Consider the following 20,753-nt stretch of genomic DNA (forward strand, 5'->3'; position numbering starts at 1 on the left):
ACGTAAAACGGGGCGGGCTCATGCCCACCCCGCTCTGTTCATGGCACTGTGGCGGCTTTCACTCGCCCGTCAGGGCCGCCTTGGTGCGCGACCACCAGCCGGCACGCTTCGGACGATCCGGATCGGAGGGCGGCGTGAGAACCACCGCCACCGGCTCGGGAGCAGGCTTCGCCGGGGCCGGCGCCAATGCGGCCGATGCCTGAGGGGTTTCGACCGGAGCAGCCTCGTTGCCCTCGGGGAATTCGGTTGCGACCGGCAGTTCCAGCGCAACGGCGCCGGCCTCCTCCGGCGCCGACGGAGCCACGGCTTCGGACACCGCCTCGGCGCTCACCGGCTCCTCGCCGCCGAGGAAGGCGGACGGCGCGTCAGCCGCCCCCTCGTCTCCTTCGACCGAAGCAACCGGCCGGTCGCCGGACTCCGAGTTTCCGAACTCCTTGCCGGCGAACTCCTGGACGTTGCTCTCGCCGTCCCGGGTACGGCCGTCGCGATCACGACCACGGCCACCGCGCCGACCCCGACGGCGACGACGCCCGCTGCCATCATCCTCGCCAGCCGACGAAGCCTCGGCGGGCGACACGCCCTCGTCAGTCTCGGCCTGCGCAGCGATCTCCTCCGGCTCATCGGATTCGCCCTCGTCGTCACCATCAGTCGCAGTGCTCTCGGCACCGGCCTGATCGCCGGTCTCGTGGCGACCACCGCGACGCCGGCGCCTGCGACGACGCCCGCCACGGCCATCGCCGCTCTCGGAGGCCTTCTCGGTTGCGTCTTCGGTGGAGTTGCCGGTTTCGACCTCTTCGGCCTCCACCTCGACGATCTCCTCCTCGATCTCCGGATCGAAATCCTCCTCTGGCTCCAGGGCGGAATTGATCGCCACGGCACGCACCCCGGTGACCGGCCCCTCGGCCCGGGTCGCAGGCTCACCACGGTCGAGCTGGAAGGCGGAGGTGGCGGCCAGGCGCTCGTCGGCCGCAATGGTCACCGAGACGCCGAAGCGGACTTCGAGTTCCCTCAGGTGGGCTCGCTTCTGGTTGAGGATGTAGAGCGCCACCTCGGTGCGGGTCTTGAGGATGAGGTTGTGGCTGGTGCTCTTGAGCAGCGACTCCTCGATCGCCCGCAGGATCTGCAGCGCCACCGACGACGTGGCGCGAACGTAGCCCGAACCGCCGCAATGGGCGCAGGGGAGGGACGAGCTCTCGAGCATGCCGGTGCGGATGCGCTGACGGCTCATCTCCAGCAGACCGAAGGGCGAGATGCGACCGACCTGAATGCGAGCGCGATCGTTCTTCAAACACTCGTTGAGCTTCTTCTCGACGGCGCGGTTGTTGCGCTTCTCCTCCATGTCGATGAAGTCGATGACGACGAGGCCCGCGAGGTCGCGCAGGCGCAGCTGGCGGGCGACCTCTTCGGCCGCCTCCAGATTGGTGCGCAGGGCAGTGTCCTCAATGTCGTGTTCGCGGGTCGAGCGACCCGAGTTCACGTCGATGGAGACGAGGGCCTCGGTCGGATTGATGACGAGGTATCCGCCCGACTTGAGGGTCACATGGGTCGAGAACATCGCGTCGAGCTGCTGCTCGACCCCATAGCGCGCGAAAATCGGCGTCGGATCGCGATAGGGCTGAACGACCTTGGACTGACCCGGCATCAACATGCGCATGAAGTCGCGCGCCTCGCGGTAGGCCTCGTCGCCGGCCACCAGGATGTCGTCGATATCCTTGTTGTAGAGGTCGCGGATAGCGCGCTTGATCAGCGAGCCTTCCTCGTAGACCAACGCCGGTGCGGAGGAGGACAGCGTCAACTCGCGCACACTCTCCCACAGGCGCATCAGGTATTCGAAGTCACGCTTGATCTCCGGCTTGGTCCGGGAAGCGCCGGCCGTGCGCAGGATGACGCCCATGCCCTCCGGGACCTCCAGGTCCTGCGCGACTTCCTTGAGGCGCTTGCGGTCGGCCGCCGAGGTAATCTTGCGGGAGATGCCGCCACCACGACCGGTGTTGGGCATCAGCACGGAGTAGCGGCCAGCCAGCGAGAGGTAGGTGGTCAGCGCCGCGCCCTTGGTGCCGCGCTCCTCCTTGACGACCTGCACTAGGATGATCTGGCGGCGCTTGATCACCTCCTGGATCTTGTAGTGCCGGCGGTAAGTGCGCGGACGCTCGGGGATTTCAGCGAGAGCGTCGCCGCCAACCTGCGCGATCTTCTGCGGACGCTCGCCGTCCTCGCCCTCGGACTCGTCGTCGTCCTCATCCTCGTCGGAATCGTCATCATCCTCGGACTCGTCGTCCGAATCGTCCTCTTCTTCGTCCTCGTCATCGTCCTCGTCGGAGTCGTCCTCGGATTCAGGCTCGACATGGAGGTTGGCGACAGAAGTCTCGCCTTCGAACGACCTAGTCTCCGAAGATTCAGCGTTCGAAGATTCAGCGTCCGAGGGCTCCACTTGATGAGACTCGCGCTCAGAGGAACCAGAGGCCGCGCCGTCACCCATCGGTGCGGCCTCGAGAGCCAGTTCGACGGCCGGGGCTATCGGCGCCTCGGCCGTAGCACCGACGAGGGCCTGATCCTCGGAGGCTTCCGATGAAGAGGCGGGTGTCTCGGGACTGCCGAGATCGGATTGCGGCAGGTCGGCCGAGGCATCGCCACGCGAAGCGATTTCCTGAGACCCATCGGTGAAGCCGCCCTCGAGGAGCGCGTCCGTTGCGCCGATCGCGGAATCGTTCTCGACGAACGCGGCGACATCCTCGGACGTCACCGTATCGGAGGTCCGAGCGCGCTTGGCGGACGTCCCATCGCGACGACCGCGCGAGCGGCGGCGAGGCTTACGCTCCTCGCGCTCGCGGTGCTCCTCGGCCTCGCGGGCTTCGTCTTCCAGCAACGCCTGCCGGTCGGCGAGTGGAATTTGGTAATAATCCGGGTGGATCTCGCTGAAGGCGAGAAAGCCGTGGCGGTTGCCGCCGTACTCGATGAAGGCCGCCTGGAGCGAGGGCTCCACGCGCGTCACCTTGGCGAGATAGATGTTACCGCGAAGCTGGCGCCGATTGGCGGCCTCGAAGTCGAATTCCTCAACCCGCGACCCGTGGACCGTGACGACCCGAGTCTCCTCCGGGTGCATCGCGTCGATGAGCATCTTGTTGTTGTTGGCCATGACGAACTTTCGACATGGCGGTCGACGTCGTTCTCCTCGAACCGCTCGGTCCCGATGGTGCGCCGTTCGGTCCAGGCTCACTGGCCTGGCGGATCGGTGCACGTGACGACCCGGGGAAGGGGGTCGCGGAAGCTGTGGGGAAGGGATTGCCGTCAACCGCCGTTGGGCGCCGGATCTCGGCGCGCGTGGGGTTGATCCTGGCCAGGGTCGACGAGACAGCGGCGCCACGCGAAACGCGCAGGCGTTGAACACGAGCAACGGCAACCGATGCTGTGTGTCCGCTCATTCTCTCCCTGACCTCGCGAAGACTGTGTGGGCCCGTCCGAGGACAGGCGTGCATTCCAAGAACGGTGCGACGGCCGAAAAAGCCACCGAATGAACCGACTCCCACCCAGCCTCGCCATGCCGCATTGTCTGACGCGGGGAACCGACTGCGAAGGCTATCCAGCAAGAAGCCGGATCGCACCCGCGGGCCGCGGAGCAAACCGCACGGCGCCGGGAAGGGGACCGTATCATTACAGAGCGTCGCGACGTTTTGGCAAGGACCTTCCTGTTCCGGGTCGCGGTCTTCCGCTTGAATCGGCCCGTATCCTGGGCTCGGCCCCCGGCGTCCTGCCTGGATTCCCGTGCTGCGCGAACCTGTCGCCGTGGGGACATAAGCTCCACGGAAGCGGGGGCACCGCTTGAGGAACGGTTAACCATCCGGTCCGTATCTCGTAGAGGCTGCTTCATATGGCAGTTCGCTAACAGCATGCCCAACCGGGGCGTGCTTGTCCTCCCGAGGATGAATGCCGGAACGATGCAGAGACGCTTACGCCTTCTCCGCTCCGCCCTCGTCGCCCTCGTCTTTGCCGGCGCGATCCCGTTCGTCTGCCCGAGCGCGCAGGCTCAGGACAATGAAAAGTTGCGCGGGGCCAGCTCTCAGGCCGCCGTCGCCATCGCAGCAGATCTCTCCACCAGCAATGCGACGACGAAGCTGACCCTGACGCTCTCGAAGGCCATCGACGCGAAGGCCTTCGTGATGGAGCGTCCCGACCGGGCGGTGATCGATCTCGCGGAAGTGAACTTTCAACTGGGTCCGGAGACCGGACGGAAGCGCGAGGGCGTCGTCTCCTCCTTCCGCTACGGATTGTTCGCACCCGGCCGGTCGCGCATCGTGGTCGACCTTGCCCAGCCCGCCACGGTGGGCCGGATCGAAACGGTCACGCGGGCCCGCGACGGCGCCGTGCTGCTCAGCATCGACTTCCAGCGCAGCGATCGTGAGGGCTTTCGGCGTGCCGCCGTCTCAAGCGATCCCGCGCCCGCCCAGCGCAAAGCGGCGATCTTACCGGAGCCGACGGACGCGCGCCCGCTCATCATGGTCGATGCCGGCCATGGCGGAACCGATCCGGGGGCCATCGCGGCAACCGGCGTGTTCGAGAAAGATATCGTCTTCGGCTTCGCCCAAGCCCTGGTGGCCCGACTCGAGTCCAGCGGACGTTACAGGGTGCGGATGACGCGGGACCGCGACGTCTTCGTTCCCCTCTCCGAACGCGTCCGCCTCGCCCGCGAGGCGAAGGCCGACCTCTTCGTTTCGATCCATGCGGATTCGATCTCATCGGCGCCTCAGGTGCGCGGCGCCACGATCTACACCGGCTCCGAGAAGGCTACCGACGCCGAATCAGCCAAGCTTGCCGAGCGCGAGAACCGTGCCGACGCGGCAGCGGGCACCGAATCGAACGAAGGCCCCGGCCATGTCGCAGATATCCTCCAGGAATTGACCCTGCGCGAAACCCGCACCTTCTCTTCGGGCTTCGCCAAGGGACTGATGACCCATCTCGGACCCGTGATGGAAATGAGCACGAAGCCGCACCGCGAGGCGGGATTCCAGGTCCTGCGCTCGCCGGATGTCCCATCGGTTCTGGTCGAACTCGGCTATCTCTCCAGCAAGCGCGATCTCGACCTTCTGCAATCAGAGGCTTGGCGCGCCGAAGTGACCGGAGGCATGGCCAAGGCCATCGATGCGTTCTTCGGAAGTCGGACCTCCCTGACGCGGCCGCAGCCGGCACGCCGGTCGGCGGCAATCGCCCCAGTTTCACCATAGAATACGTGTGAAACCGGGGCTCACAGCGCCCTGGTCACACCGACGCCGATCGTCTCGGCGGGATGGATCGTGGCGCTCATGAGCGAACGCCGCCGACATCGTGGCCTCGACCGCAAATCCGCGGCGGGACCCTTGCATTTCGGGATGGGACACGGTCCGAGGAAGTGCACGCCATGCTGGCGCGCGTTGACACGGCCGACCGGCGGCGGTGGATCATCGACGGACGGGACCCGGATGCGCTTCATCCTTCGTTTCTTCGGCTTCCTGTTCAGCGTCGGTGCGATGATCTTCGTGCTGGCCGCGGGCGCGGGAGCGTTCTTCTACTGGAAGTTCAGCCAGGACCTGCCCGACCACGCTGCGCTCGCCAATTACGAGCCGCCGGTGATGAGCCGCGTTCATGCGGCGGATGGTTCGTTGCTAGCGGAGTACGCCACGGAGCGCCGCCTCTACCTGCCGATCCAAGCGATGCCGAAAATCGTCGTCGCGGCCTTCCTGTCTGCTGAGGACAAGAACTTCTACAAGCATGGCGGCGTCGACCCCGAAGGGCTGGTGCGCGCAGCGCTGACGAACTTCAAGAGCGGCAAGAAGCAGGGTGCTTCGACCATCACCCAGCAGGTCGCCAAGAACTTCCTCCTGTCGCCGGAGCAGACCTTCGAGCGCAAGGCCAAGGAGGCGCTCATCGCCTTCCGGATCGAGGCGGCTTACTCGAAGGATAAGATCCTCGAACTCTATCTCAACGAAATCTTTCTCGGCACCATCGTGCCCGGCCGCAACCTGCACGGCGTCGCGGCGGCTGCGCTCGACTACTTCGGAAAGTCGGTGCACGAACTGACGATCAACGAAGCGGCTTACCTGGCCGCGCTGCCGAAGGGGCCGAACAACTATCACCCCTATCGCCAGACCCAGAAGGCGCTGGACCGGCGCAACGAGATTATCGGGCTGATGGCCCAGAACGGGTACATCACCAAGGAGGAGGCCGAAGCCGCCCGCAAGATGCCACTCGGCGTCAACCCGCGCGTCGCCTTCGCCAATGCCGCCAACGCCAACTACTTCACCGAGGAGGTGCGCCGCGAGATCGCCGAGCGCTACGGTGAGAAGAAGCTCTACGAGGGTGGTCTCTCCGTGCGCGCCACGCTCGATCCGAAGATGCAGGCCTGGGCACGCAAGTCACTCGTGGACGGCCTGATCCGTTACGACCAGTCGCATGGCTGGCGCGGCGCGCAGGCCAAGGTCGATCTCGTGGGTCGTGACTGGGGCCTCGCCGTCGCAGAGGTTCCGGGTCTCGGCGACGTGCAGCCCTGGCGCCTCGCTGTGGTGTTGAGCACCACCGGGGGAGCCGCACAGATCGGACTCCAGCCGCGCCGTGAAGCTTCGGGCCACGTCTCGAAGGATCGCGAGACCGGCACGATCACGGCCGAGGGCACCCGCTGGACCGGGCGCTCGCCCGCTGCGGCTCTGAACGCGGGCGACGTTGTCTACGTCGAGGCGACCGATACCAGCCGCAACCAGTACCGCCTGCGCCAGCGTCCCGAGGTCTCGGGCGCCATCGTGGCGATGGACCCCTATACCGGTCGCGTCCACGCGATGGTCGGCGGCTTCTCCTATGACGAAAGCCAGTTCAACCGCGCCACCCAGGCGATGCGTCAGCCCGGCTCGTCGTTCAAGCCGATCGTCTACTCGGCGGCGCTGGACAACGGCTACACCCCGTCCTCCATCGTGCAGGACTCTCCGATCACCATCGAGGCGGGCCCCGGCCAGGAAGCCTGGACACCGTCGAACTACGACGGCAAGTCTGGCGGCCCGCACACCCTGCGCTATGGCATCGAGCACTCGAAGAACCTGATGACGGTGCGGCTCGCCAAGGATGTCGGCATGCCGCTCATCGCCGAGTACGCCCGCCGCTTCGGTGTCTACGACGACATGCTGCCCGTGCTGCCGATGGCTCTGGGTGCCGGCGAGACCACCGTCATGCGCATGGTCACCGCCTACTCGATGCTCGCCAATGGCGGGCGGCGCATCCGCCCGACCCTGATCGATCGCATCCAGGATCGCGTCGGCGAAACCATCTACAAGCACGACAACCGCAAGTGCCTCGGCTGCGACGCGGATAAATGGTCGGGCCAGGACGAACCCAAGCTCATCGACGATTCCGAGCAGGTGCTCGATCCGCTGACCGCCTATCAGATGGTTTCGATCATGGAAGGCGTTGTCCAGCGCGGTACCGCCACCATCCTAAAGCAGATCGGCAAACCGCTTGCCGGCAAGACCGGGACGACGAACGACGCCAAGGATGCCTGGTTCGTGGGATTCTCACCGGACCTCGCGGTGGGCGTCTATATCGGCTTCGACAAGCCGCGCTCGCTCGGCGATCGGGCCACCGGCGGCGGCCTCGCGGCTCCCATTGCCCTCGACTTCCTCAAGCTGGCCCTCAAGGACAAACCGCCGACGCCGTTCCGCGTGCCCCCGGGCATCAAGCTGATCCGCGTCTCCGCCTCATCCGGAATGCGTGCCGGCTCGGGTGAAGGCGGGGGCACGATCCTCGAGGCGTTCAAACCCGGAACCGCGCCGCCGGACGCCTACGTCGCTGCGCCGGCCCAGCAGTCCAGCGGTCCGGCAGCGGTGCCGCCGGATGCCGACCGTGCTGCTCAGGCCGGTGGCCTTTACTGAAGTCCCCTTATGCTGAACAGAGCCCCGGCGCCCTCGCTGGGGCTCTGGCCGGTTCAGCCGGACTTCCGTGCCAGAGCGAGCTTCGCAAGTTTCTCGATGTTGAACCCAGTCTGCGGCACGTCGATCATGAAGCGCTCCGCGATCTCTGCGACCACGAAGTCCGGCTTCGTTCGGGCGACGTAGCCCCAATCGATGCTGGTGGACCACAGAACGTGGACCTCGCGAAACGTGTCGGCGAGCATCGGTGTCAGGCTTGCCGTGTGTGGCGTGACCGTATGATGCCCATAAGAATCGGCGAACAGCACCAAACGGCGTGGATCGGCCTGCGGTGAGTCATTCCGGAAAATGACGTGGGCCCCGATATGCGCATCGCGGCCGCGTCCCTGGGACTCCAAGGTAGTCACGAGGCTGTTGGCGTAGATGCGGCGTGCTGCGCTGTCGAACAGGCACGGCTCCGCCATTTCTGAGCGGACGGGATCGAACTTCAGTCCGAGATCGCCCGCATAAGCCCCAGCCGAGCCGATACAGCGCCGCGCGATATCCTCGCGGGGCCGGAGGCCGAGATGGCGGCAGATCTCCCCATAGGCGAGGAGATATCCCGAGAAGCTCCAGTGGCTGTCGGTACGACGATAGAGCGGGATTTCAGCGGCGCGGGCGCGGAACGGACGAACGAGATCGATCCAATGGCGCCGCGCAGATGAGAAGCGCAGCCAGCGCTCCATTCGAAGAACCGGGGCCCGGTCTGGATCGAAGGGGAGTCCATCGCAGGTCTGCGGATAGATCGCGAGCTTCTCCGGTGCCACCACATGGGCATAGCGAGTGCCGAGTTCCACGCAACGCCGGACCCGTGTTTCGAGAATTCGGCGCCAGCGCCAGAGCTTCGCGCGTGGAAAACCGGGGTCGGCGTACTGGTCGAGCACGGCATTGCTACCGCCGGTGAGGAAGAGCCAGCCATCCCGCCCGACATGCACGTCGGAGTGGCCTAGCCGCTTTGGTTCCGATACGGCGGACACAGGCGCGATGGAGATACCCTCGGTCATCGCGCCCTTGTATCGATCGTGCCGCGACGGTGCACCCTTTTGGATCATCCGTATCCCAGGCCGAGTCAGAACCCGGCGCGGACGCCCCCGAAGATGCTGCGCCCCACGCCCGGGTAGAACGCCACCGGACCACCCGCGACGGTCCGGGCATTCGTGACGACCGAGATGTCCGAGATGTAGCGGGCGTCGGTCAGATTGCGGGCATCGACGAATAGCGAGACTCCGTTCTGAAAATCGATTCCGGCACCGATGTTCAACAGTGCGTAGCCCGGCACCTTCAGGGTATTGGCGTGGTCGGCGAAGGCCCCCTGCGGAACCCAGTCGACCGAGGGGCTGATGTGGAAGCCTTGCCGATTCCGGTAGGTGAGCACCGTCCGAAGCACGTCGCGCGGAATGCCGGCGATCTGGTTGTTGGAGAAAACCGGATCGGCGATGAAGCGGAAGTCGTTGTGGGTCCAGACCTGCGAGACGACGAGCCCGTCACCGGGAGCGATCAGGTCGCGCGCCACATCGAGGGACACCGCGGCCTCCACGCCCTGGTGCCGGGTGCGTGGCGCGTTGAAGGTCGCAGCCGGGATGCCGAGGCCGGGATTGATCGAGAAGTTGATGAGTTCGTCGCGGACCTCGGAGCGATAGAGGGTCAGGTCCCAGAACAACCGGTCGATCCGGCCGCGCGTCCCCGCCTCGTACGTCACCGCGTTCTGTGCACGCAGGGGCACGAAGGTGGTGTTGAGCGAATTCTGCTGCACGAGGTCGGAGAAATCGGGCACATCGCGCGATCCCGTGATGTCGCCGAAGACCTGAATGTCGGGCAGCGGCTGCCACAGCAGTCCCACCTTCGGGTTGAGGCCGGAAAAGGTCTCGTTGGCCGAGGATGGAACGGCATTGCCACCCGTGAACCCGCCCTTGTTGCTGTAGGTGCGATTCGACGAGAAGGCCTTGGCACCCGCCATCAACGCCACGTCCGGCAGGAACCAGAAGCGATTTTCGCCGTAGGCCTCGTAATTTGAGGCACTCTGGAGCGAGCGCAGCGTCTGGGCGCCACGCTGACCCGCGATGTTGACGAACTGCAGGGCCGAGTTCTGGCCGGCGAAAGCACGCAGGCCCAGGATCAGGTCGTTGCGATAGCCGGCGACGTCGAAGGTCCCGGACCAATGCGGGGCGATCCCATAGGTCCAGCCGTCCTGGTCGATCACCTGAAAGATCGGGTGATACAGCGATTTGTGGATCGCCCACGTGTCGATATCGAGCTTGCCGACATCAAGCAGGAACGAGGTGCGATTGGCGATCCGCTCGGTCTCGACCTTGCGCGACTGGTTGCCGGTGATCGCCGAGGGGTTGGCCAGCGTCGGATTGTTGAGGGCGTTGAAGAGACTGAGCGTACCGGGGAGCTTCTGGTCGGTCAGGTAGACGCCGGCATAGAAACGCGTCTCGACCCCCGGGGCCAATTGGTAGCCGAGGTTGGCGTTGAAGTTCTGGGTCCGTTGGGTCTCGTGGTCCCGGTAGCCATTGGAATTCGTAATCGTCCCGTTGATCAGCACATCGACCGGGCCGGAGATGCGGGAAACCTGGACGTTCTCGCGGATCGTGTTGAACGCGCCGCCATCGATCCGCAGGATGTTGGGCGCTAAGGCGGTCTGGGCCGTCGGCGTCACAACGTTGATGGCGCCGCCAAGTGTCGTTGCCCCAAAGGTCAGGGCGTTGCCGCCCTTGTAGACCTCGATCGAGCGGAGGCCGAGAGGATCGATCTGGTAGAAGTCGCCGCTGCCGTCGGCGAGGTTGAGCGGAATGCCGTCCTGCAACAGCTCGAGACCACGCAGGTGGAAACCCCGCGCGATGCCGGAGCCACGCACCGACAACCTGAGTTCCTGGCCATAGCGCTCCTGCACGTAGACGCCCGGTACGTCCTTGAGGGTGTCGCGCAGGGTGTTGGCGTAGCGGTCCTGGAAATCCTTGGCGTCCACGAAAGCGACGGACCCGACCGTGGCACTCACGGCCGCGCGTTGGGCCGCGACGCCGGGAACCGTCAGGGAACCCGCTGAGGCGCCCTCGATGCTGAGCTCGGAGAGTGTTGCGGCGCCCGTTTCCTCGGCGCGAGAGGGCGTCCCGGCGAGGCAGAGCGTCAGAAGTGAGACGCCGCCTAGGAGGGCACCAACGGAAAATCTGGGGCGGCAGGGCAGGGGACCGGACATCGGTGAGGCTCCGGATCATGGGCCCACGCTTCGCAATGGCGCGAAGGGGCCTGCATGATCCCGGTGAGGGGTGAGGACGGGAGAGCGGACGCCGCACGACGGATCGCGCAGTGGAGACTGGAACGGGAAGGCTGCATTGCGGATCACCGCCCGCACCGCCCCACGCGGGAGCGACGGGATCAGGTCGGCCCCATTGCCCCGCATGCGAGGGGAGCGGCGTCAGTGGTCGTGCGGACCCGGCGCAGATGGCGCGGCTGCGGGCGCACCCGGCTTCATCGCACCGATCGGCGCCACGCTGAAGCTGACCGGAACGGTGCCGGCCTTCTCGAAGCGGAGCGTTCCCTGAATCGCTTCGCCGGCTTTCGGCGCCCCCGTGAGGTCCTCGAACATCAGGTGGAATCCGCCGGGCTTCAGTTCCACAGTCTCGCCCGGCTTGATGACCAGGCCGCCCTCAACCGGGGCCATGCGCATCACGGCCCCCTCCATGCTCATGGAGTGGATTGAAGCGCGTCCCGCCAATGGGATTGCTGCGCCGATCAGGCGGTCTGCCTGCGTGCCCGTGTTGGTGACGCGGACGTAGCCGCCGGCGACCTTGGCGCCGCCGGGTGTCGCGCGCATCCACGGCGTTTCGATGCTGAGATCCCCGGCCTTGAGGCTCGCCGCTTCGGCCTTGCCGGAACTCGCCGTGGTGTGATCAACTCCGGCAGATGCTGACACGGCGGCGACGATCCGCACGCCGGGTGCCGGGGATTTCAGTGCATGTGCGTCCTGGCCCGCTGCCGGGATCTCGGTCCAGCGATACTGCCCTGTGGCGCAATCCTGCTCGACGGGGAAGTAGACAGTACTACCGGGCGCGTAAGCATCGCTGACCCGCGCCAGGAAGGTGAATTCATCGACCTGATCGTCTGGAAGGCGACCGCCGGTCCAAGTGATGGTCTTCACCCCCTCGCGGATGTCGCCGTGATAGTACGGATAGGCGCGAGCGTAGGCTCCCTTCTCGGTGCTCAGGGTCCAGCCGGGCTTCGGCATCGGCTTGGCGCCGATAATGCCCTCCGGAATTGTAACACTGACGCGGTTGGTCGGCTGCCCGTCGCAGCCGTGCGTGATCTGCACAACGCCACGATAGCTGGCATTCGGGCTCGCCTCTTTGCGCTCCAGGGTGGCGTGGGCCAGCGCGGCGGTCGTCGAAAGCGTGAGGACGAGGCCCGCGATGAATTGGGCTCGGGGAAGTCTGCACATGGGGATGGTCCGTGTCTGAGGGGATCGCAGAGAACTGATCACATCAGACGAAGGGGGGACCTCGCGGATGGGGAATTGAGCCGGGCGGCCCGCGCGCGGAGGCTGAAAATTCGCGCTGCCAGGCATGTCTGCACACGACCGGCGTCGGCCATGTGATCGAGCGGGGCATGATCTCGGGCAGAGCGGCGTGCAGCATCGACCCGGCGACGGTGCAGCAGGGTAGATGATGCGTGTGAGCGCCATTGGGCGTTCCCGAATCTAAGTCATCCGTTTGACCGAGACAGAGGAGACCATGTGAAGCCGCCGACGGAAGCGGAACCAGACCGCTCAGGACTGCGTGCAAGACGAAAGCGTAGAGTGCGATCACTGCAGTGATCGCACGCAAAGGGCCCCAATTCCCGTGGCCGAGCTGTTTTGCCGGGAGCGTCATCGTGATCCCGCTTACGCCATTGGCTATCGTTGCGCTATGCCGGTTGCATAGCGGACCACGGTGCTGTGGCACACAGGTCGCAGTCACGAGGATGTATGCGGGGATCGCGGGGATAAACCGGACCATGCCACAATGTGGCCGGGTCCCCATGAGTTCTTAACGCAACCCCGACACGTTCGCGACAGGGGCGTTCAGAACCTCGGCGCGTCGCGCCGAGATCGACAACACCGCATGTCGCTTCGTCAATCAGATCAGAGTTTCCGTCCGATGCTGAAACAGGCTTTCCACACCCGCGCGTTCGGCTTCACACTGCTCGCGTCGGCGGCCCTTGTCGGGCAATCGGCGACGGCGCGTGAAGCGGGCGGCTTCGCACAAGCCGAGTGGGCGCAGGACTATGCCTCGCCTGCCACCATGCAGGTGCAGCGTTCGTCGACGCCGATCCTGTCGCCGCAGACCGTCGCGGCCACCGAGCAGATGATCGAACGCTACCGCGACATCGTCAATCGGGGTGGCTGGAAATCAGTCTCGGGCGCTGATCGCCTGCGCGTCGGCGCGAAGGGTCCGGCAGTGGCGGCCCTGCGTCAGCGCCTGATCATCACCGGCGACCTCGACCCGGCCTCCGGCGGCTCAGGGGTGTACGATTCCTACGTGGCGGCCGGCGTGAAGCGCTTCCAGGCGCGGCATGGCCTGAGCCAGACCGGCGCCATGAGCCAGACCACCCAGGCGGCCATGAATGTCCCGGCCGATGTTCGCCTTCACCAGCTCGAAATCAACGTGGTGCGGCTGCGCTCTTATGCCGGCAACCTCGGCAACCGCTTCGTCATCACCAACATCCCCGCCGCCCTGGTGCAGACGGTGGAGAACGGACAGGTCGTGACCCTGCACGCCGCCGGTGTCGGCAAGATTGACCGCCAGTCGCCGATCATGAACACCAAGGCGACGCAGATCAATTTCAACCCCTTCTGGACGGTCCCGGCTTCCATCGTGAAGAAGGACCTCATCCCCAAGATGCAGAAGGACCCGACCTATCTCACCGAGAACAAGATCCGCATCTTCGCAGGAGAGAATGAGATCTCCCCGGCCTCGGTGAATTGGAACTCGGACGAGGGCACCCGCTACCGTTATCGCCAGGATTCAGGGGCCGACTTCAATTCGATGGGCATCGTGCGCATCAACATCCCGAATCCCTACGGCGTGTTCATGCACGACACGAACTCGAAGGGCGTCTACGGCGACGACTTCCGATTCATCTCTTCGGGCTGCGTCCGCGTCCAGAACGTGCGCGAATACATCACCTGGTTGCTCAAGGACACGCCCGGCTGGGGCCGAGATCAGGTCGAGCAGGCGATCGAGAGCGGCAAGCGCGTCGACGCCACTCTGGCGAGCCCGGTGCCGGTCTACTGGACCTACATCACCGCCTGGTCGACCCCGGACGGCCTCGTTCAGTTCCGTGACGACATTTACAAGCGCGACGGCGTGAACGTGCCCTCGACCCTCTCCGCCCCGACCCCCGTTGCCAGTGCGGAGCCGGTCCAGAGTTTCGAGCCGGGCGACGAGGAGAATTAAGCCTCACGTCCGACCGCACCGGTCTCCAAAATCTCAGGCCCGCGCTTCACAGCGTGGGCCTTTTGCATGGCGGATGCGACGCCACGACACGGGCTCTTAATACCTCGACTCCGCGCCCCGCGCTCTGTGCTGAATTTTTTTAGTGAGACGCAAAAAAATGCCTGTGCTTGGCCTTGGAACCGGTCGCGTGTAGTAATCCAGCCTTCGAACGCCCGCCCGCCCAACGCCAGCGGATTACGGGTGCGTCCGCCCGTTCAACAATCGAGGCTTTCCATGAGCGCCGGTACTGCTGCCGACAAGCACTTCTCCAACTCGTTCTTCGCTGCTCCTCTCGCGGACGCGGATCCGGAGATCGCGCAGGCGGTGGCCCAAGAACTCGGCCGCCAGCAGCACGAGATCGAGCTGATCGCCTCGGAGAACATCGTTTCTCGCGCCGTCCTGGAAGCGCAGGGCTCGGTGCTGACCAACAAGTACGCCGAGGGCTACCCGGGCCGCCGCTATTACGGCGGCTGCCAGTTCGTCGACATCGCCGAGAACTTGGCCATCGACCGGGCCAAGCGCCTGTTCAATTGCGGCTTCGCCAACGTGCAGCCGAATTCCGGCAGCCAGGCGAACCAGGGCGTGTTCCTGGCCCTGATGCAGCCGGGCGACACCTTCCTGGGTCTCGACCTCGCCGCCGGCGGCCATCTCACCCACGGCGCCCCCCCGAACGTTTCGGGCAAGTGGTTCAAGCCGGTCTCCTACACCGTGCGCCGGGACGACCAGCGCATCGACATGGAGCAGGTCGAGGCCCTTGCGCATGAGCACAAGCCCAAGGTGATCATCGCCGGTGGCTCGGGCTACCCACGTCATTGGGACTTCGCCAAGTTCCGTGAGATCGCCGACGCTGTCGGTGCCTACTTCTTCGTCGACGCCGCGCACTTCGCGGGTCTGATCGCGGCAGGCGTCCATCCGTCGCCGTTCCCGCATGCCCATGTCGTCACCACGACGACCCACAAGACCCTTCGCGGACCGCGCGGTGGCATGATCCTGACGAACGACGAGGCGCTCGCCAAGAAGTTCAATTCGGCTATCTTCCCTGGTATCCAGGGCGGCCCGCTGATGCATGTCATCGCGGGCAAGGCGGTCGCCTTCGGCGAGGCTCTCAAGCCCGAGTTCAAGATCTACGCCAAGCAGGTGATTGAGAACGCCAAGGCTCTGGCCGACACGCTCATGTCGAGCGGCTACAACATCACCTCGGGCGGCACCGACAACCACCTGATGCTGGTCGACCTCACCAGCAAGGGCTTGACCGGCAAGGCGGCGGAAGCCGCTCTGAGCCGCGCCGACATCACCTGCAACAAGAACGGTGTGCCCTTCGACACGCAGAAGCCCACCATTACGTCGGGTATCCGCCTCGGCACCCCGGCCGGCACCTCGCGCGGCTTCGGCGTCGCCGAATTCAAGCAGATCGGCGGTCTCATCGTCGAGGTACTCGATGGCTTGGTGGCCAAGGGCGACGAGGGTGATTCGGCCGTCGAGGCCAGCGTGAAGCAGCGTGTGCACGCGCTGACCGATCGGTTCCCGATCTACGGCTGAGGCGCAACGCCCCGACGAGGGGCGCTTGAACCGGCGCCCCTCACCATGCCATTCAGCGGCCGTGAACCATCGGGTTCGCGGCCGTTCCGTTTTCCCGGCGGCCGTTCCTCTTCAGGTGTCCGTCCGATGCGGTGTCCCTATTGCGGCGGTCCCGACACCCAGGTGAAGGATTCGCGGCCGAGCGACGATGCGGCGGCGATTCGCCGCCGCCGGGTGTGCCCGGATTGCGGCGGCCGCTTCACCACGTTCGAACGGGTACAACTACGCGAACTCACCGTCCTCAAGCGATCGGGCAAGCGCGTACCGTTCGATCGGGACAAGCTCCAGCGCTCGATCGACGTCGCGGTCCGCAAGCGGCCCGTGGACCCAGAGCGGATCGAGCGCCTCGTCAGCGGCATCACCCGGCAGCTCGAGAGCAGCGGCGAAGCGGAGATCGGCAGCGAAGCCATCGGCGAGTTGGTGATGGAGGGCCTGAAGGGGCTCGACGATGTCGCCTACGTGCGTTTCGCGTCGGTCTATAAGAACTTCCGTGAGGCCAGCGATTTCAAGGCGCTACTCGGGACGCTTGCCGAGCCGGCCGTGCTCCCAGCCAACCCGGCCACTGAGGGTGATCCCACCTCCGAGGGTCCGGCCGCCGGGGATCGGTCCATCGACACCCTGTCCTCCAAGGTCACGGACCTGCGGTCGAAGCGGCAGCCGAAGTCGCGGGCATGAGGAGCACCGGGATGAGCGAAACCGACCTCCGCTTCCTGCGTCTGTCCCTCGCCCTCGGGCACCGCAACCTCGGTCGGACCTGGCCGAACCCGTCCGTTGGCGCGGTGGTCGTGGCGGGTGCGCCCGGTGCGGAGCGGATCGTGGGGCAGGGCGTCACCGCCCCCGGAGGCCGGCCGCACGCGGAACCGATCGCTCTTGCCATGGCGGGCACGGCGGCACGTGGCGCCGCGCTCTACGTCAGCCTGGAGCCGTGCTCACACTATGGCCGCACACCACCGTGCACTGACGCCATCATCGCCGCCGGCATTGCTCGCGTCGTCACAGCCCTGGAAGATCCCGATCCGCGCGTGGCAGGGCGGGGGCACCGCCTCCTCGCTGATGCCGGCGTCGCCGTGACCACGGGTCTTCTGGCGGAGGAGGCCGCCCGCGACCATCGCGGCCACGTCACTCGGGTGACGAAAGGGCGGCCGAGCGTTCACCTCAAGCTCGCCCAGACCCAGGACGGCTTCGCCGGTGCCCCCAACGAGCGCCTGCGGATCACCGGCCCCATCTCCGACGGAGCGGTGCATCTCTGGCGGGCTCATGCGGACGCGATCCTTGTCGGCATCGGCACCGCACGTGCCGATGACCCCTCGCTGACCGTCCGACTGCCGGGCCTGTCCGACCGCTCGCCCTTACGCGTCGTGCTCGATTCGAGCCTGCGCCTGCTGCCCTCGACCACCCTGGTCCGCAGTGCCCGCGACGTCCCAACCCTTGTCCTCACCACCCGCCGCGCGCCGGTCCATGCCAAACGCATGCTGGCCTCCTTCGGTGTGGAGGTGATCGGCGTCGATGCGGACGGCGCCGGACAGGTCGACCTTCATGCCGCGCTCCGAACTCTGGCCGAGCGGGGCGTAACGCGGCTCTGCTGCGAGGGCGGCCCACACCTCGCCGAGGCGCTGGCGGAGGCCGACCTCGTCGACGTCTTCACCCTCATCACAGGCCCGGTCAGCCTAGACGGCTCCGGCGGCCTGCCGGCCATCGGCCCGGTCCTGCAGGGGATCCTCGACGGTGGCCGCCTCAGGGTCATCGACACCCGGATTCTCGGCCCTGACCGGGTCGTCACCTACGAGCGGAGCGCCTGAGATGTTCACGGGTCTCGTTACGGACGTCGGAGAGGTCGTGTCCGTCGCGGGCGACGACCGCCTGCGTCACATTCGCATCCGCTCGCATTATGATCCGGCTACGATCGCGCTGGGAGCCTCCATTGCCTGCTCAGGTCCCTGCCTGACAGCGGTCGCGGTCGAAGCGGTCGAAGGCGGCTGCATTTTCGCCGTCGATGCCGCGGCAGAGACGCTGGCCCGCACCCACGTGGGTCAATGGCGCGAGGGACGACGCTTGAATCTGGAGCGCTCCCTGAAGATCGGGGACGAACTCGGCGGCCACCTCGTCACGGGGCATGTGGATGGCCTCGCCGAACTGATCGCCCGCGATCCGGTCACAGGCGGCGCGGGCGATCCGCAATGGGCGCCCTCCGACCGCTTCACGCTGCGGGCGCCGGCGCTACTCGCGCGATTCATCGCCGAGAAGGGCTCCGTTTGCCTCGACGGAACCTCGCTGACCGTGAACACGGTGGACGGCGACCTGTTTTCGGTGCTGCTCATCCCGCACACGCTCGCGGTCACCACCTGGGGCGAGCGCCGAGCCGGGGACCACCTCAACCTCGAAGTCGACCTGATCGCCCGCTACGCCGCGCGCCTGTCCGAGAGCCGGGCCGCCGCAGAAGCCTGAGCAGGACGCCGCCACGCCCAGCGACCTGGGAAACAGGCATCGCGCTTGTGGGAGCGTCGCCTTCGGTCTATCGCTCGCGCCTGCGATCGAAGGGGCTCGCCCAGCGGTCGGATCCTGCGTGCCGATCATCGACCGCACCCGTGAAGGCCCCTCGATGGTATCCCTCGCCTACGCTGCCCGCACTGCTCCCGCCAACGTCAGGGGGGCGCGCGTCCTCGTGGTCGAGGCCCGCTACTACGAGGATCTTGCGGACGAGCTTCTGGCAGGCGCGGAAGCCGCACTGGTGGCGGCCGAGGCCGTCGCTACTGTGGTGACGGTGCCGGGTGCCCTTGAAATTCCGTCCGCCATTGCGATTCTGGTCGAGGCCGCCGCCCGCGCAGGCCAGCCCTACGACGCCGTGGTGGCGCTCGGCTGCGTCATCCGCGGCGAGACCGGTCACTATGACATCGTCGCGGGCGAGAGCGCGCGGGCGCTGATGGACCTGTCCGTCACCCTACGCTTGCCGCTAGGCAATGGCATCCTGACGGTGGAAACCGAGGCCCAAGCCCAGGCCCGGGCCCGGGTCGCAGAACTCAACAAGGGCGGCGGAGCCGCCGAGGCTGCGCTCGCGGTGCTGTCGCTCAAGCGCGACGCGTCGGCGGCGTCGGTCGGAGAGGATTGAGCATCATGGCTAAGGACTCCGGGATGAAGACCGCCGAGCGCAGCGGCGCGCGCCTCTCGGTGGTTCAGGCGCTCTACGATATGGAGATCTCGGGCAAGGGCGTGATCGAGGCGCTTGCCGAGTTCGAAACCTTTTGGATTGGCCGTGAGGTCGACGGCATCGCGCATCCGACCGCCGAGATCGCCTTCTTCCGCGATCTCCTGCGCGGGGTCGTCGACGAGCAGCGCGCCATCGACCCCCTCCTGGACGGGGCACTCGCCACAGGCTGGCCCCTCAAGCGCATCGAGGCGGTGCTGCGGGCCATCCTACGGGCCGGCGCCTACGAACTGATGTCTCGTCGCGACGTACCGGCCCGGGTCGTCATTTCCGAATATGTCGACGTCGCCCACAGCTTCTACGGCGGGGACGAGCCGGGCATGGTCAACGGCGTGCTAGACAAGGTGGCGCGGGACGTGCGCGGCAGCGAGTTCGCCGGCCTTCCGGCCTCCGGTCGGGCCTGAACCCACATGGCCCGGCCCGATGAGGACGGGCTGATCACGCGCTACTTCGCGCCTCTGGCCGGCCCGGGAGCGGATGGTCTGCGCGACGACGCCGCCACGCTGTCGCCGAGCCCCGGCTGCGACCTCGTTCTCACAGCCGACGCCATCGTGGCGGGCGTCCATTACTTCTCGGACGATCCCCCCGGTTCGATCGCCCGCAAGGCGCTCGGCGTGAACGTCTCGGATCTCGCCGCCAAAGGTGCGCGCCCGCGCGGCATCCTGCTGACGCTCGCTCTGCCCGACGACTGGACCGAAGCATGGCTCGCCGCCTTCGTGGCCGGCCTCGGCGACGGCCTCGCCGATTTCGGGCTCGACCTCCTTGGCGGCGATACCGTGCGGGCCGCCGGACCGGCGGTGATCGGCGTGACCGCGATTGGCGAGGTACCTACGGGCGGCATCGTCAGGCGCCGGACTGCGCAGATCGGCGACCGGATCTGCGTCAGCGGGAGCATCGGCGATGCTGCCCTGGGCTTGCTGCTGCGCGGACCTCGTCCCCCGGACTGGGCTCGGGCGATGGCCGCAGCGGATTGCGATGCCCTCGTCGACCGCTACTGGCATCCCCGCCCGCGCATCGCCTTGGCTCCGATCCTGCGCCGCTACGCCCGAGCCGCTATGGACGTCTCCGACGGCCTCGCCGGTGATTTGACCAAGATGATCAAAGGGGAGGGGCGCTCCGCTGACATTGAACTCAGCCGCGTCCCGCTCTCCGCGGCCGCCGCTAACGCCCTGGCGCTGGAGCCAGCCCTGCTGCCCCTGATCGTGACCGGTGGCGACGATTACGAGATCCTTTGTGCCGTGGCGCCCGAGAACCTGGACGCCTGCCTCGCCGAAGCCGTCGCAGCCGGTACAGCGCTGGCCTGCATCGGCACAGTCACAGCCGGATTCGGGCCTCCGGCCTTCCAGGATGCGGATGGCACGCCACGCGCTCTCGGTACCGGCTCCTTCAGCCACTTCTGAGATGCCGGCCGCTTCGCGGGGTGCCAAGTCTGAACCCACATGATACGGCCGGGAGCTTGTAAGAACTTGCGGTAAGCTCGCTTGATGCTGCGGTGCACAAATATTCACGGATGAAAAAGCTAAGCCGCATTTGCAAGCGTCGGTAAATTTTGGCACTCAGAGCAGGCATTCCTTGTAAGGA

Annotated in this window: 14 protein-coding genes; 10 read left to right on the forward strand and 4 right to left on the reverse strand. The window is 66.3% G+C overall.

Features of this window, described 5'->3' with window-relative positions; all coding sequences use genetic code 11:
• Nucleotides 1-58: 58 nt before the first annotated feature.
• Nucleotides 59-3,136, reverse strand: a complete 3,078-nt coding sequence (locus J7U37_RS19510; protein WP_247636777.1) for a ribonuclease E/G — start codon at nucleotides 3,134-3,136, stop codon at nucleotides 59-61.
• 799 nt (nucleotides 3,137-3,935) lie between these two features.
• On the opposite strand from J7U37_RS19510, the gene J7U37_RS19515 reads away from it, so the two are divergent.
• Entirely contained in the window at nucleotides 3,936-5,219 is a 1,284-nt protein-coding gene (locus J7U37_RS19515) for an N-acetylmuramoyl-L-alanine amidase (protein WP_056184251.1), read from the forward strand.
• A gap of 234 nt (nucleotides 5,220-5,453) precedes the next feature.
• Nucleotides 5,454-7,886: a penicillin-binding protein 1A gene (locus J7U37_RS19520; RefSeq protein ID WP_247636778.1), complete on the forward strand. Its 2,433-nt coding sequence runs from the start codon at nucleotides 5,454-5,456 to the stop codon at nucleotides 7,884-7,886.
• A 53-nt stretch (nucleotides 7,887-7,939) separates the two neighbouring features.
• Here J7U37_RS19520 and J7U37_RS19525 read toward each other — a convergent pair whose 3' ends face one another.
• From J7U37_RS19525 to J7U37_RS19535, 3 genes are all read right to left on the reverse strand, one after another.
• The gene (locus J7U37_RS19525) at nucleotides 7,940-8,926 is read right to left on the reverse strand and encodes a hypothetical protein (protein ID WP_247636779.1); all 987 of its coding nucleotides are present in this window, start codon (nucleotides 8,924-8,926) and stop codon (nucleotides 7,940-7,942) included.
• A gap of 65 nt (nucleotides 8,927-8,991) precedes the next feature.
• Nucleotides 8,992-11,118, reverse strand: coding sequence for a TonB-dependent receptor (locus J7U37_RS19530; RefSeq protein ID WP_247636780.1), 2,127 nt, complete (start codon nucleotides 11,116-11,118; stop codon nucleotides 8,992-8,994).
• Nucleotides 11,119-11,337: 219 nt separating this feature from the next.
• Nucleotides 11,338-12,357, reverse strand: a complete 1,020-nt coding sequence (locus tag J7U37_RS19535) for a DUF1775 domain-containing protein (protein WP_247636781.1) — start codon at nucleotides 12,355-12,357, stop codon at nucleotides 11,338-11,340.
• 697 nt (nucleotides 12,358-13,054) lie between these two features.
• Between J7U37_RS19535 and J7U37_RS19540 the strand changes: the two genes are divergently transcribed.
• From J7U37_RS19540 to thiL, 8 genes are all read left to right on the forward strand, one after another.
• Nucleotides 13,055-14,353 (forward strand): L,D-transpeptidase family protein, encoded by a 1,299-nt coding sequence (locus tag J7U37_RS19540; RefSeq protein WP_056184365.1) that lies wholly within the window; start codon nucleotides 13,055-13,057, stop codon nucleotides 14,351-14,353.
• 273 nt (nucleotides 14,354-14,626) lie between these two features.
• On the forward strand, nucleotides 14,627-15,931 hold the full coding sequence (glyA, locus tag J7U37_RS19545; RefSeq protein ID WP_056184242.1) for a serine hydroxymethyltransferase: 1,305 nt from the start codon (nucleotides 14,627-14,629) through the stop codon (nucleotides 15,929-15,931).
• 126 nt (nucleotides 15,932-16,057) lie between these two features.
• The gene (gene nrdR, locus J7U37_RS19550; RefSeq protein ID WP_247636782.1) at nucleotides 16,058-16,645 is read left to right on the forward strand and encodes a transcriptional regulator NrdR; all 588 of its coding nucleotides are present in this window, start codon (nucleotides 16,058-16,060) and stop codon (nucleotides 16,643-16,645) included.
• Between the two features lie 11 nt (nucleotides 16,646-16,656).
• Complete coding sequence (gene ribD / locus J7U37_RS19555; RefSeq protein WP_247636783.1) at nucleotides 16,657-17,769, forward strand: bifunctional diaminohydroxyphosphoribosylaminopyrimidine deaminase/5-amino-6-(5-phosphoribosylamino)uracil reductase RibD; 1,113 nt, start codon at nucleotides 16,657-16,659, stop codon at nucleotides 17,767-17,769.
• Nucleotide 17,770: 1 nt separating this feature from the next.
• Nucleotides 17,771-18,415 carry a riboflavin synthase gene (locus J7U37_RS19560; protein WP_056482084.1) on the forward strand — a complete coding sequence of 215 codons (645 nt, stop codon included), beginning with the start codon at nucleotides 17,771-17,773 and terminating at the stop codon, nucleotides 18,413-18,415.
• A gap of 154 nt (nucleotides 18,416-18,569) precedes the next feature.
• A complete protein-coding gene (ribH, locus tag J7U37_RS19565) occupies nucleotides 18,570-19,076 on the forward strand; it encodes a 6,7-dimethyl-8-ribityllumazine synthase (protein ID WP_056184363.1) in 507 nt (168 codons plus the stop codon).
• Between the two features lie 23 nt (nucleotides 19,077-19,099).
• The gene (gene nusB / locus J7U37_RS19570; protein ID WP_056184236.1) at nucleotides 19,100-19,576 is read left to right on the forward strand and encodes a transcription antitermination factor NusB; all 477 of its coding nucleotides are present in this window, start codon (nucleotides 19,100-19,102) and stop codon (nucleotides 19,574-19,576) included.
• A 6-nt stretch (nucleotides 19,577-19,582) separates the two neighbouring features.
• Nucleotides 19,583-20,572, forward strand: a complete 990-nt coding sequence (thiL, locus tag J7U37_RS19575; protein WP_247636784.1) for a thiamine-phosphate kinase — start codon at nucleotides 19,583-19,585, stop codon at nucleotides 20,570-20,572.
• Nucleotides 20,573-20,753 lie beyond the last annotated feature (181 nt).

The organism is Methylobacterium sp. 37f (assembly GCF_023093475.1).
In the GTDB taxonomy this organism is placed as follows: domain Bacteria; phylum Pseudomonadota; class Alphaproteobacteria; order Rhizobiales; family Beijerinckiaceae; genus Methylobacterium.

Coding starts and splice junctions, on each gene's coding strand:
- nrdR (WP_247636782.1), top strand. CDS start 16,058: ATGCGGTGTCCCTATTGCGGCGGTCCCGACACCCAGGTGAAGGATTCG.
- ribH (WP_056184363.1), top strand. CDS start 18,570: ATGGTATCCCTCGCCTACGCTGCCCGCACTGCTCCCGCCAACGTCAGG.
- J7U37_RS19520 (WP_247636778.1), top strand. CDS start 5,454: ATGCGCTTCATCCTTCGTTTCTTCGGCTTCCTGTTCAGCGTCGGTGCG.
- thiL (WP_247636784.1), top strand. CDS start 19,583: ATGGCCCGGCCCGATGAGGACGGGCTGATCACGCGCTACTTCGCGCCT.
- glyA (WP_056184242.1), top strand. CDS start 14,627: ATGAGCGCCGGTACTGCTGCCGACAAGCACTTCTCCAACTCGTTCTTC.
- ribD (WP_247636783.1), top strand. CDS start 16,657: ATGAGCGAAACCGACCTCCGCTTCCTGCGTCTGTCCCTCGCCCTCGGG.
- J7U37_RS19535 (WP_247636781.1), bottom strand. CDS start 12,357: ATGTGCAGACTTCCCCGAGCCCAATTCATCGCGGGCCTCGTCCTCACG.
- J7U37_RS19540 (WP_056184365.1), top strand. CDS start 13,055: ATGCTGAAACAGGCTTTCCACACCCGCGCGTTCGGCTTCACACTGCTC.
- J7U37_RS19530 (WP_247636780.1), bottom strand. CDS start 11,118: ATGTCCGGTCCCCTGCCCTGCCGCCCCAGATTTTCCGTTGGTGCCCTC.
- J7U37_RS19525 (WP_247636779.1), bottom strand. CDS start 8,926: ATGACCGAGGGTATCTCCATCGCGCCTGTGTCCGCCGTATCGGAACCA.
- nusB (WP_056184236.1), top strand. CDS start 19,100: ATGAAGACCGCCGAGCGCAGCGGCGCGCGCCTCTCGGTGGTTCAGGCG.
- J7U37_RS19560 (WP_056482084.1), top strand. CDS start 17,771: ATGTTCACGGGTCTCGTTACGGACGTCGGAGAGGTCGTGTCCGTCGCG.
- J7U37_RS19515 (WP_056184251.1), top strand. CDS start 3,936: ATGCAGAGACGCTTACGCCTTCTCCGCTCCGCCCTCGTCGCCCTCGTC.
- J7U37_RS19510 (WP_247636777.1), bottom strand. CDS start 3,136: ATGGCCAACAACAACAAGATGCTCATCGACGCGATGCACCCGGAGGAG.